General features: G+C 49.0%; 9 protein-coding genes and 1 pseudogene. 2 read left to right on the top strand and 8 right to left on the bottom strand.

Translation table 11 applies throughout. The features are described from left to right. Positions 1-207 (top strand): annotated as a pseudogene (locus LUQ50_RS15280) (SAM-dependent methyltransferase); the annotation flags it as partial. A gap of 4 nt (positions 208-211) precedes the next feature. Here the strand turns inward: LUQ50_RS15280 and LUQ50_RS15275 are convergent. Beyond that, positions 212-850, bottom strand: a complete 639-nt coding sequence (locus LUQ50_RS15275; RefSeq protein ID WP_300041186.1) for a LysE family transporter — start codon at positions 848-850, stop codon at positions 212-214. Between the two features lie 239 nt (positions 851-1,089). Here LUQ50_RS15275 and LUQ50_RS15270 point away from each other — a divergent pair, with 239 nt between their 5' ends. After that, on the top strand, positions 1,090-1,389 hold the full coding sequence (locus tag LUQ50_RS15270; RefSeq protein ID WP_300041184.1) for a hypothetical protein: 300 nt from the start codon (positions 1,090-1,092) through the stop codon (positions 1,387-1,389). 125 nt (positions 1,390-1,514) lie between these two features. On the opposite strand, the gene LUQ50_RS15265 is transcribed toward LUQ50_RS15270, so the two are convergent. The 7 genes from LUQ50_RS15265 to LUQ50_RS15235 form a co-directional block, all read right to left on the bottom strand. Continuing rightward, positions 1,515-1,928: an STAS domain-containing protein gene (locus LUQ50_RS15265; RefSeq protein ID WP_300041182.1), complete on the bottom strand. Its 414-nt coding sequence runs from the start codon at positions 1,926-1,928 to the stop codon at positions 1,515-1,517. 102 nt (positions 1,929-2,030) lie between these two features. Next, a complete protein-coding gene (locus LUQ50_RS15260) occupies positions 2,031-4,400 on the bottom strand; it encodes an Orn/Lys/Arg decarboxylase N-terminal domain-containing protein (RefSeq protein WP_300041180.1) in 2,370 nt (789 codons plus the stop codon). Between the two features lie 59 nt (positions 4,401-4,459). Next, on the bottom strand, positions 4,460-6,271 hold the full coding sequence (locus LUQ50_RS15255) for an ABC transporter ATP-binding protein (RefSeq protein ID WP_300041178.1): 1,812 nt from the start codon (positions 6,269-6,271) through the stop codon (positions 4,460-4,462). Next, on the bottom strand, positions 6,268-8,046 hold the full coding sequence (locus tag LUQ50_RS15250; RefSeq protein ID WP_300041176.1) for an ABC transporter ATP-binding protein: 1,779 nt from the start codon (positions 8,044-8,046) through the stop codon (positions 6,268-6,270). The genes LUQ50_RS15255 and LUQ50_RS15250 overlap by 4 nt, the downstream gene beginning before the upstream one ends. A gap of 116 nt (positions 8,047-8,162) precedes the next feature. Beyond that, positions 8,163-8,471 carry an MscL family protein gene (locus LUQ50_RS15245; protein WP_300041174.1) on the bottom strand — a complete coding sequence of 103 codons (309 nt, stop codon included), beginning with the start codon at positions 8,469-8,471 and terminating at the stop codon, positions 8,163-8,165. A gap of 49 nt (positions 8,472-8,520) precedes the next feature. Then, positions 8,521-10,452: an agmatine deiminase family protein gene (locus tag LUQ50_RS15240; RefSeq protein WP_300041172.1), complete on the bottom strand. Its 1,932-nt coding sequence runs from the start codon at positions 10,450-10,452 to the stop codon at positions 8,521-8,523. Positions 10,453-10,579: 127 nt separating this feature from the next. Beyond that, the gene (locus LUQ50_RS15235; RefSeq protein WP_300041170.1) at positions 10,580-12,766 is read right to left on the bottom strand and encodes a Tex family protein; all 2,187 of its coding nucleotides are present in this window, start codon (positions 12,764-12,766) and stop codon (positions 10,580-10,582) included. Positions 12,767-12,795: the final 29 nt, after the last annotated feature.

Below are 12,795 nucleotides of genomic sequence, written 5' to 3'. Positions count from 1 at the left end.
GATGCCTCACGGCCAGAGTTGGTAGAAGGATTTACCAGAAAAACGTTTACTGCAATGATCGAGGGGGTGAAGAATGAGGCGGTCACTTCCGGTCTGATAACCGGTGAACGTTTTGAAGAAGGGATACAGGGATTGTACCGGACCTGTCAGAATGATGGTGTTTTCTGTTACACCTTCTTTAAGGCAGTAGGAGTAAATTCTCCCTGATCATTCAGGTATTTTTACTCATTCCCGGCAGTACCGCACCTGAAAGAATAAACCAGATGCCAAATACCATCAACAAAACTCCACAGGCATACAGGATAAACATATATTCCCGATCTCCAAGCAATGTCCGGCTTTTATGAATGCTGAGGGAGACCAGCGTAAACCAGCTGAGATCTGAAAGCCAGTGCCCAATGATGAATGCAATAAGGCCGAAAATGCCGCTTGCCAGTGAACTGATCAACAGAGCACTGCCAACCGAAAACCACCAGATCCAGAAGTACGGATTCGCAATACTGGTAACCAGACCGGCTATAAGGGGGGACTGTGTGCCATTCGATGGGGAGATCAAAGAGAGAGTAGCATTCCGTGCTGAACGAATCGTCATAACCCCGAATACTACCAGTGCAACACCTCCGACCACTGCAATCAATTCAGAGGAGCCTGCAGGAAGGAAAGGAATTCCTGCAGCGATCAGGATCACTACCACAAATTCAGCGATGATATGACCACCGGTAACCTGTGGACCACTCTTCCACCCTCCCCGTATGGCAGATTGTATGGTTGCGATAAGGGTAGGTCCGGGAGCTAGAGCACCGGTGAGGCCGATGACGTATCCAAGAACAGCCAATTCAAAAACAGACATCTGAACCCTCTATTATGTATCATGATACGATAGATATCAACCGATATCCATAGTTGGTGGATGCCCTAAGGGAACTTGAGTATCCTATTTAATTATATCCACACAAACTCAAAACATTGCGCGGCCTGCTCGGGCATCCAGATCAGAATATCGTATTTGACTACCGTTTTTTTTCCGCGATGAGATGGTAAGATCAGCGATCAACTACCAAAATCCGTTTCGGGCCCGCAGGTTATGAGGTGAAACCACTTAGCTTCATAGGGGAGAAGATACAACCAAGTGCTATGGATCGGATCGCTAAGTTCCTTATCCTCCTGGTCGCAGCGCTTGTGCTCGTACCCGGATGTTTCGCAGAAGAGAACACCACTGCAAGTGAAACTGTTGATGCAGTTATCGTCGACGCAGTTAACAACACCACTGAGATTGTTGACGTTGTAGCAAACCTGACTGAGGATGTCCTTGCTAACAACACCACTGTCGACGACGCAATGAATGTTACCAATGTCAGCCCACTTGCAGCAAACGCAAGCGCTATCTAAACATTCAAACAACTTTAAAATTTCCAGAATATTTGTGCGGATGACGAGTAACAGGCCTGTTCATCAGACTGATAATCGGTTTGCACCGTGATCTGGTAAAAAATATTTTTTTCTATTTCCGGTTTTCAGGTATTGGATTGTATCCCGGAGATTGCCTCATTTGCAGTGGGGAATTCACGGAATATGTTGAAAAGCCCGGATACCTTGAATATTTCCCGAACTGTGTCATTCAATCCACAGATAGTAATACGGCCACCATCAGATTTCACAGCCTTTGCTGCTTTGATCACCGTACGAAGCCCTGAACTGGAGATGTAGGGTACATCGGTAAGATCAAGTACAATCAGTCGCATCCCCTGATCAATACCTTCAGTAAGTGCAGTATCCAGATCCACTGAATGACCTGCATCTATCCTGCCCAATGGCCGAAACACCCAGATATCACCATCATACCAGATATCAATCGGCATACAGTTACCCAACTCATCACGAAGCAGATACGAGACCTGTTCACCGACTGACTTTTCGTTATTATTCATTCCATTACTCATTCATCACCATCCTGCACACCATATGGTATGAAAAACTTCCATAATGGTATGCAACTACAACGCTATTCTGATTACCGCATTTTCATTACATTAGTCATCAACGGAGAGTTCCCGTACACATGATACGGAATACCTTCGATGACCATCCTCATCGGTTATTACCACCCCGTGAAAACCGGTCTCAAAACCAGGGAACCGGTTATCAAAATCCTGGTAGAGGAGCAGGCAGTCGATCACGGATCTGTTTGTATCAGCAAGCCGTTCACCAGGCATCCAGATCGGAATACCAGGGGGATACGGCAGAACCATTACAGCAGCGACTCTTCCCATGAGATCACTCACCTGAACCAGTTCAGTCTCACCACTAACCACACACCGATACGCATCAGCAGGAGTGATCACTGTTTCAGGTAATGAAGTGTACACTGCTTCAAGGATCGTTATGATATCCCGCTCTGCCAGAAACCGATGCATTGCATGACAGAGATCGGCAAGCCCGGTACCTTTCGGGTATGCATTCGGATACTTTCTGACAATATCAGGGAACACCATCTCAACCGGGGCATTACTGTCGTAGAGTTCCTTAAAGTCAAAGAGAGCCGCAACAAGGCTCCCGGTCTTTCCCCGGGTTACTCCAATAGTCATCAGGATTAAAAACGAATGAAATCCACTCTTTTCTACCACGATCCCCTGGTTCCGGAGATACGTGGTCACAAGAGTTGCAGGGATGCCTACCGGATCCATGCTCCCGTCTTCCCTGATACCAGGACAGAGAATGGTTACTTTGGTAGGATCCAGCATCGCATAGCCAGGAGTGAGATCGGAAAAACCGTGCCATTTTTCCTCAGGATTCATCACCCAGAACGCGGGATCGGTATGAGGGATTCGGAGTCTGCCATCACTTCCCGTCGCCTCTTTGAATCCTGCCTGATCCTTCTCTCCTTTCCTGCGTTTGCGTAGCGCAAGGGGATCGCGGTCAGGCTGCCAGACCATAAACCACCAGCATTTTGCGGGATCCCGCTCTTCATCACGGATCTGGAGATTGATCTGAAGCATCTTACTCCGGAGCAGGCAGGATTCTTCGATCGTCTCATCCATCAGGGCAAATCCTGCCCCGCCATCCATCATCGCGGTTGCCACATCAAGGGAGGCGATGATTCCATACTGCGGAGAGGTAGAGGAATGCATCATGTACGCTTCATTAAACTGATCATGCGAAATCCGTTCTGCAACCGGCTTGTGCCCGTCCCTGATGTGAATCATTGATGCCTGGGAGAATGCAGCCAGGACTTTATGAGTTGACTGAGTCGCAAATAGAACCGGATGCTCCGGCTTCTCATTTCCCGCAGTCATCGCAAACCTGCCCTGATAAATCGGGTGAAACCGTGCATATGCATACCAGGCCTCATCAAAGTGTAGGAACCGGACGGTTCCTGAAAGGAGATCCTTGATCCTGTCCACGTCGTAACAGACCCCATCGTAGGTACAATTCGTAATGACTGCATGACGGATAGGATCATCTGCACGGCTCTTTGTAAGCAGGTTCTTCGTTAATTTCTCCCTGATAGAGACAGGATCAAACTCACTCTCATGGATAGGCCCAATTATTCCGTAATGGTTGCGACTAGGAATGAGATAGACCGGAATGGCACCGGTCATGATGATCGCATGCATGTTTGATTTATGGCAGTTGCGATCGACCAGGACGATGTCACCGGCGTTAACACACCCGGAGAAGACGATCCGGTTTGAAGTTGAGGTACCATTCGTTACAAAGTAGGTATGATCCGCACCAAATACCCTTGCTGCATTCATCTCGGCATCGCCGACTACTCCGGCATGGTCAAGGAGCGAGCCGAGTTCCGGGGCTGATACTGAGAGATCTGAACGAAGCGTCTTCTCTCCGAAGAAGTCAAAGAAGAGTCTTCCTGCCGGACTCTTCAGAAACGCTACCCCGCCCATATGACCCGGAGTATGCCAGGAGTACTTTGAGTCTTCGGTATAATCAACGAGTTTTCCAAAGAATGGCGGAAGGATGCTCTCCAGGTACTGGGTTGTCAGTTCCTGGATATGCCCGGTCACAAAGAGGGGTGTATCTTCAAGTTTCCAGAAGTACCCCCTGATTGCTCTGACCACATCAAGCGGGAGTTCATGAACCGTTGTCCGGTCAGTAAAGAGGGTGATCGGGATTCGTGGATTCCGGCGATGTATCAGTTGGATCAGATCCCGCGGAGTTCCACAATCTGATTCAGAAGGGAGATCCCAGTCTATAACAACCCCGCTCACTTCAGAATGTGCAGTAAACAATGAACGACCTTCCCGGAGCAGAGAGGTCGTTAACACGGTAAAGTTTCGATCCTTCAGTTCACTGATCGTCTGATCAAGACTTCTCCCTCTGGCATTATCAGCATGGATATCCTGATCGATAAACAGAATCGGAAACTGTTCATACCACTCCATGTCTGATTACCCCTGTCTCTTCACGTGCGATGGGGATTTCAGGTCAGATATCATGCAAATCAAACAAACCCCGTAATAGCGCTGAGTTTACCTCTGAACTGACTCACATAAAGCGAGTAGTAAAAACCCTTTGCTGCCATCAGATCATCATGAGTTCCCCGCTCAACGATCTCTCCCTGATTGATGACCAGGATGCAGTCAGCATGACGGATCGTAGAGAGCCGGTGTGCAATGATAAACGAGGTCTTCCCCTGCTGCAGATTCAGCAGACCTGACTGGATGAGTTTTTCAGTCCTTGTATCGACGTTACTGGTCGCTTCATCCAGGATCAGCAGGTGCGGCTCTGATACCATGGCCCTGGCAATCGTCAGCATTTGCCGCTGGCCTTGCGAGAGATTTGAACCCCCGTCATTCAGGTAGGTCTCAAATCCATGAGGCTGGGCCATGATAAACTCATACGCTCCGGCCTGCTTCGCCGCTGCAATACACTCTTCATCGGTGGCATCAGAGCGGGCATAACGCAGGTTATCCAGAACGGTCGACGAGAAGAGGAATGGTTCCTGAAGGACCTGAGCGATCTGAATCCGCAGACTGTCCTGCACGACCTCGTCTATCCTGACTCCGTCGATGGTGATGGATCCTGACTGAATATCATAATACCTGGTCAGGATATTGATGATCGTACTCTTTCCTGCTCCGGTAGGGCCACAAAGACCAAAGATATTACCGGGCAACGCGTGGAACGTATTGTTCTTCAGAACCGTGCGACCAGGAACATACGAGAAGTCAACTGCATCAAAGATAACATCCCCCTTTATTGCGGGCATCGTGACTGCATCGGGCAGATCTGCCACAACCGGCTGCTCGTCCAGGATCCTGAATACCCGCGAGGCTCCGGCACTCGCATTGATAATCAGGGCGTATTCAGAGAATATCTGTGAGAGTGGTGATGAGATACAGGACGAGAGCCCAAGAAATGCAACCAGTTCTCCAAGCTGAATATCTCCTTCCATCACCATTGCACCACCTACGACCAAAAGGAGGATCATCTGTAGATTCGACATGATCGTCGCTGCCGGCATCGAGGTCAACGCAACAAACTGTGCCCGTCCCCCGGTCCATGCAACCTGCTGTGACAGTTTTGTAAATCCTTTGCTTGTACTCTCCTGCTGATTATAGGCAATCGTTACTTTCTGGCCTGCCAACCGTTCTTCTGCAAATCCGTTCAGTTCACCCAGGCCCTCCTGCATATGTTCAAAGGCAGGCCCTGATATCCTGGCAATCGTGGATGATATTGCAAGCATCCCGAATACAGCCAGATAAACCAGCAGGGTCAGAACCGGATTTATGATCAGCATCACCAGTGTCAGGACGATGATGGTGGTTACCGACTGGAGCACCTGCTGAATCCCATTTGAGAAGAACTGGTCGATCACATCGGTATCATTTGATACACGACTCATCAGTTCACCGATAGGCTGACGATCAAAGAAACTGAGTGACAGCGACTGTATATGAGTGAAAAGTTCGGTTCGGAGCGTAAACAGGGCCTCCTGTGAGATCAGTGACAGAAGATGCTGGGCCAGGTGTCCACAGACCCAGAGTGCAGTTGCATCGATCATGAAAAACAGCAGGATCCGGGTCAGATCGTCCGGAGATCCCTTCCCTGCAATGACATCGGTTGCAAGTCCCATCAGTGCAGGAAGAATACCCATCGCTACTGAGAATCCGATCATGAAGAGGACTGACAGGAAAAGCCGGAACCGATACCGTGTCAGATAGGTGAGAAGACGACGAAGTGTCTGATTCATGGAACATGACAGGTTCTCCGTATCATCTTCAGACCCTGGTTTCGCAGTCAATGCCGTCATGATGGATTCCCCTTTGATCGAAGACCACTCCCGAGTTGTGACTCATATATCTCCTGGTACAGTGGACAGGACGACAATAGTTCGGCATGGGTCCCGGTAGCTTCTATTCTGCCCTGATCAAGCAGCACAATCCTGTCAGCGGTGATGACCGAACTGATACGCTGTGCCACAATGAACTTGGTGGTCCCTGCCATCATGGAGGTGATCTCATCCTGAATTCTGGCTTCAGTGGCTACATCGCAGGCACTGGTACTGTCATCAAGGATCAGGATCTTTGGACGTTGTGCAAGGGCACGGGCGATCGAGAGACGCTGACGCTGACCGCCTGAAAAGTTTGACCCACGACGGGCGACGGTGCTATCATACTGCCCGGGAATGTTCTGTACAAATCCATCCACATCTGCTGCCCGTGACGCAATCAGGATCTCATCATCGGTCATATCAGGTCTGCCGAACCTGACTGAATCGCGAATTGATCCCGAGAAGAGGACCGATTCCTGCAGACAGACACTGATCATCCGGCGGAGGGCGGCTAGAGGAATAGATCTGACATCAATCCCATCAATGGTAACCGCTCCGCTGGTGATATCGTAAAACCGGGGGATCAGGGAGACCAGCGATGATTTCCCCGAACCGGTAGATCCCAGAAAACCTATTGTCTCTCCTGGTTCTGCAACCAGATTGATATCGGTGAGAACCTCTCCCTGAGGCTTTCCTGTATTATCGCGATACGTGAAGGAGACATGATCAAATACCACCCGTCCGGTTACCTGATCAGGATGTATCTCTACCGGGGTCACGGGATCCAGGACTTCAGGAACCGCATCAAGCACCTCAAAGATTCTGGTCAGAGATGCATTGGCCTGAGTGATAAATGGCAACACGATGGCGATGATAAGGAGCGGCATCATGAGAATAAGGATATACTGGGCTGCTGAGGTCACGTCACCGATCTGAAGGCCGGTTCCTGCTAGCACCTGACTTCCCCCGAAATAATACACCGCACCAAATCCGAGGAGCGAGATGGCAAACACGGTAGGCATGAGATATGACATCACCATTTGCGGACGGATAGCAGCACGTTTCAGATTACCGGCAGCCTGACTGAACTTCGTGATTTCATACTCCTGCCTGACAAATGCCTTGACTACTCTGATACCGGTAAGGGTCTCACGAAGCGCCTTGTTTACAGCGTCAATCTCAGCCTGTTTACGTGAAAATGCAGGTTCTACGATAACAAAGTAGACGAGCAGAATGATGCTCAGAAGGATTAGGAGCACAATCATGATCCAGACCAGACCGGGTGCCATCTTTGCCATGATAACAATCGTTCCGATCAGGAGGAGAGGAGCCTGCATCAGATTCATAACAGACTGCTGGATTGCAATCTTGACGTTCTGAACATCGGTGGTAAGTCTGACCAGAAGATCACTGGATCTGAATTTATCGATATTTCCAAAGGAGAGGGTCTGGATCTTCTCAAATGACCGGGAACGAAGATTATGTGAAGTATACTCTGAAGCCCAGACCGCGATTGCTGCATTTCCGATCTGAAACGCTCCTGCCAGTAATGCCGCAAGGAGCATAAGGGTTCCAATGTCCAGCGAATAAGAGAAGTTATTTTTCAGGATCCCATTATCGATCAGATCAGCTGAAAGAGCAGGAATCACCAGAGTTCCTGCAGCAACCACTATGTTCAGGAGAATAGAGAGGAGTAACCATCGTTCAAAGCCACGGAATACCTGGTACAACCGTCTGAAATTTGATATTGTCATCTATCCTGCTCCTGCGAGATCTAAAGGTAACATCCTCTCCGGCAGCAGATTATATAAAGGAACCGACGTGATGAATCGTCGGGTTAGTGGGAGTCACAGATGAAAAAAAGCAGGTGTTACTTCTTTTCTACTTTCTCTTCTCCCATCACCATCTTTGCTATCAAGAAGATCACGAATGCAACGACGATGAAGTTAATACACTCTGCTGCAAACGGACCGATGCCCAGATGAACAGGACCCAAATTCAAAGTAGCGGCCTTCCAGTCGCCGGAGGGTACCAAGACCCCGACAAAGGGCATGATGATATTATCTACCAGTGATTTGACAAGGCTTGTTGCGGCAACACCCATGATAAAGGCAACTGCCAGGGCAACAACCTTGTATTCCTTCAAAAATTCCAGAAATTCTGCTATTAACCCAGCCATGTTATATCAGGCTGGTTGTATGAGTCTGAATGTCATGAATCTTTCGCCCTCATTCTGGTTTAAGACCGGGTTGCTGCTGGGTTGCACAGTGAAAGGTTCCGTACCCTTCAATCATAGCCCGTGCATTGATACCGATCACTCTCCGAGTTGGGAACGCCTGTTGAATAATTGAACACGCACGATCGTCATGCGGATCATCAAATACCGGGACGATTACGACCTCGTTGCCGATGTAAAAGTTCGTATAACTTGCAGGATACCGGCCTTCTTCTCCTGATATCATCTTCGGCATCGGCAAAGGGATCACGGTGAGTGGTCTGCCATCCTGATCGGTCTCATTACAGAGAAACTGATAATTCTCCTGCAGGGCTGCATAATTCTCATCTGCAGGATCCTCCTCAACTGCACAGAGAACCGTAATGGGATCAACAAAGCGGGCGATATCATCGATATGCCCGTCGGTGTCATCACCGGCGACACCATCATTGAGCCAGATCACATGCACTGCTCCGAGATATTCAAGAAGAAAGCGTTCAATCTCTTCCTGAGATAATGACGGATTCCGGTTTTTGTTCAACAGGCAGGAGCGTGTTGTCAAAATAGTTCCTCTCCCGTTCACCTCAATCGAACCTCCTTCCAGGATTATCCCGGGTTCAAATACCGGTAGTTGGAGAATGTCGTTCATAAATTCCGGAACTACTCCGTCTGCCAGGAGTTCATCATATTTGTCTCCCCAGGCGTTGAAGATCCATCGCACCATCGCAACCTGTGAACAACCCCGGTTGACCACAAATGTCGGACCATAATCACGGATCCACACATCAGAGTATGAAACAGGAAACAGAGTCACCCTACTCATATCAACATCTGATTCCTTGAGAAGATGCGCAATACGCCGGGATGCATCCCCTTCAGGGACATGCAGGCATACTTTTTCAGAGAGATGGACGGCTTTGATGAACCTTATGTAACTCTCTTCAACAGCCTCAATGAAAGGAAATGTCAGTATGTTATGCGGCCATGAAAGCCACACAGCCTCATGTGGTTCCCATTCAGCAGGCATGTGAAACCCCCGGTTCCGGGGAGTGTCTCCCAGCACCTTTGAGACCATCTCGTTTCCAGTTCCCCTGATTGGACTGGTAAGCAGATGATAAGTTTCAGGCCGCCGGTTCCTCATAAATCCCCACGAGTCCCGAATAATCGCGTTCATGGCAAGATCAACACTAGTAATGAGGATTTCTTCCTCTGAACCGGCACGTGCAAGGATAGATCCAAACGCATCAGTAACAAATGATCCGCCAAAGAACCTGATTCTGTCCTCTGTACCAACCCTGTTTACTGCTGCGACATGTACACTGTTCGCGATCGCATGACTTCGCTGGATCGTCTCCCATGAGTCCTGCCACTCTCCTTCTACCGGGGATGCATCCATGATATCACCAATAGCAGTTGGATAAAAGATGATCTCGGCCCCAGCCAACGCAACCGCACGGGCAGCCTCCGGAAACCATTGATCATAACAGATCAAGACTGCAATTCTGCCAAATCTGGTGTCACAGACTCTGTATTCATCACCTTCTGCAAAATATCCCTTCTCAAAGAAGGAGGGATCCTGGGGGACATGAACTTTGTAGTATGGAGAGGAGACAGAACCGTCTGCATCGATCACTACGGCAGCATTACGATACTGACCAGAATCGTTGCACTCAAAGACAGGAACAATGATGACTACACCGTTGTTCTTTGCAAGTTCAGAGAATAGTCGGGTAGTACCCCCGGGAATCGGTTCAGCATAGGTGGAAACCGGTTTTCCAATATACTGGGGAAAATACCGGGTGCGGAATAACTCAGGCAGGCATATAATTTGAGCACCGGCACTGATGGCCTCGGTAACCTTTTCGACCATCCTCCTGACGTTCGTATCAGGATCCGGTGAAGCAGTTACCTGAATCAAACCGAGGGTGACTGGACGACTCTCCATATCTCTTCCGATTATGGAACTCATGGAGAATTATTTCTTTCCAGAATCCACGAGAAACAGGAGAGTGTTACTAGTGGGGTAATTCATGTTCCATACCCGGAAAAATAGTCTCCCGTTTCAATTACACTCAGGATACTTGCGATCCTGCCTGTTTTATCGAGAGGGAGATCCGTTCACGCTGCCGATCGATACTGATCACTTTTACCCTGACCCTTTGATGAATGGTGACCACATCACTCGGATCCTGCACAAACCGATCTGCAAGTTCACTGATATGCACAAGACCACTTTGCGAGATCCCGATGTTTACAAAGGCTCCGAACTTTGTTACGTTGGTGATCACACCGTCAAGAATCAGCCCCTCTTCGAGATCTTCGAATGAATGTACCATCTCGGCATAGACTGGTGGTTCAAAGGTCCCTCTGGGATCCCGACCCGGACGAATGAGTTCCTCACCGATATCCTGCAGGGTTGGCAGTCCGCATGTTTCGGTGACAAACGATTCAATGCAGATCTTTTTGACCAGTGATTCATCACCAATCAGGTCATGAGCATATACCCCGATGCTGGTAGCCATCTCCTGAACAAGAGCATATCGTTCCGGATGGACACCGGTATTATCCAGAGGATTATCTCCTTCACGAATCCGCAGAAATCCTGCAGCCTGTTCAAAAGTACGATCACCAATACCTTTCACCTTCAGGAGTTCACCCCTGCTGGTGAAAGGACCATTCTTCTCCCGGTACCTGACAATCTCCTGCGCAAGTCTCGGATTCAGCCCGGATACATATGCCAGTAGTGAGGGGGAAGCAGAGTTGAGATCAACACCGACCTCATTTACCACAAACTTCACTACTTCTTCAAGTCTGGCCTTCAACATTTCAGGATCAATATCATGCTGATACTGGCCCACCCCGATAGAACGTGGTTCGATCTTCACCATCTCAGCAAGCGGATCCTGAAGCCGTCTGCCGATAGAGACCGCACCTCTCATCGTCACATCAAGATCAGGTAATTCAGTGCGGGCCAGTTCTGATGCTGAATAGATAGATGCTCCCTGTTCAGATACACTGACTATCGTTATCGATTCATCTAATCCAAGATTCCGGATAAACTGCCAGGTCTCTCTTCCAGCAGTTCCATCCCCGACTGCAATGACTTCAACCCGGTGCCGGGTTACCAGATCCCTGATAATACGCGTTGAACCTACCGGATCAGGGCGTGGTTCATGAGGAAAAATAGTCCCGGTCTCAAGCGGAAGACCTTCAGCATTCAGTACCGCAATCTTGCACCCGGTTCGAAATCCGGGATCAATCGCAAGAACACGGTGTGATCCGAGCGGGGCAGAACGAAGAAGGGAACGCAGGTTTGAAGCAAACACAATAGCAGCTTCTTCATCTGCCCTCTCTTTCAGTTCATTCCTGATTTCCCGTTCCATAGATGGTGCAAGCAGGCGATGGTACCCATCAGTTACAGCATCTATGACACATTCAGTTGTGGGTCCCTGGCCTCCGATATACCCTTTGACAAGCATATCAATACCGAGTTTTGGATCAGGGCCTATTTTCACAGACAGTAGACCCTCATCTTCTCCACGAAACAGAGCCAGAACGCGATGAGAGGGTACGGATCCGGCTGATTCACTGGTGTTGACATACTCCTGCCATTTCCCTGCATTCCCTCCGGTTCCTCGTGCTGCGGTTGTAGTTAACCGTGAACTCTGATTGAAGAGTTGACGGATCATCTGACGGTTCCTGGGATCTTCGCTCACTTCACCAGCGATGATATCTTCTGCACCAGCGAGAGCAGCCTGCACGGTAGCAATTCCAAGATCCGGATTAATAAACCGGACGGCTTCAGTCAGAGGATCTATCCGGGAGTTCGGCATACGGATCAGATCGGCGAGAGGCTGAAGACCCTGTTCCCGTGCCTTGTCAGCCCGGGTTTTTCGTCGCGGTTTATAGGGAAGATAGAGATCTTCCAGTTCTGCAACGGTTCCTGCCTGTTCGATATGGTATTGAAGGTCAGAGGTCAGATTTCCTGATTCGGAGATTTTGGTAAGAATATAGTCCCTGCGTACCTCTAATTTTCTGATCCGATCCAGATGACCTGCCAGAGAGAAAATTACTGCATCATCAAGTGAACCAGTTGCTTCCTTACGATACCGTGCGATGAATGGTATACTCGCTCCGCTATCAAGCAGATCAATGCAGGCAGATGCCTGTCGTAGGGGAATTCCAAGAGCTGCTCCGACCAGTTTATTGATCTTCAGATTCTGGAATAAAGATTGAGATATTGCACTGACTTCTCCCATGATACTGACCAATTATCCACTCATTATTG

The organism is Methanospirillum sp., assembly GCF_028679455.1.
Taxonomy (GTDB): domain Archaea; phylum Halobacteriota; class Methanomicrobia; order Methanomicrobiales; family Methanospirillaceae; genus Methanospirillum.
This window is presented reverse-complemented; position numbering and strand designations above follow the sequence as displayed.

What these genes read in the sequence shown, in the direction of transcription:
- LUQ50_RS15275 (WP_300041186.1), bottom strand. Translation starts at nt 850, where the DNA reads ATGTCTGTTTTTGAATTGGCTGTTCTTGGATACGTCATCGGCCTCACC.
- LUQ50_RS15265 (WP_300041182.1), bottom strand. Translation starts at nt 1,928, where the DNA reads ATGAATAATAACGAAAAGTCAGTCGGTGAACAGGTCTCGTATCTGCTT.
- LUQ50_RS15260 (WP_300041180.1), bottom strand. Translation starts at nt 4,400, where the DNA reads ATGGAGTGGTATGAACAGTTTCCGATTCTGTTTATCGATCAGGATATC.
- LUQ50_RS15255 (WP_300041178.1), bottom strand. Translation starts at nt 6,271, where the DNA reads ATGACGGCATTGACTGCGAAACCAGGGTCTGAAGATGATACGGAGAAC.
- LUQ50_RS15250 (WP_300041176.1), bottom strand. Translation starts at nt 8,046, where the DNA reads ATGACAATATCAAATTTCAGACGGTTGTACCAGGTATTCCGTGGCTTT.
- LUQ50_RS15245 (WP_300041174.1), bottom strand. Translation starts at nt 8,471, where the DNA reads ATGGCTGGGTTAATAGCAGAATTTCTGGAATTTTTGAAGGAATACAAG.
- LUQ50_RS15240 (WP_300041172.1), bottom strand. Translation starts at nt 10,452, where the DNA reads ATGGAGAGTCGTCCAGTCACCCTCGGTTTGATTCAGGTAACTGCTTCA.
- LUQ50_RS15235 (WP_300041170.1), bottom strand. Translation starts at nt 12,766, where the DNA reads ATGGGAGAAGTCAGTGCAATATCTCAATCTTTATTCCAGAATCTGAAG.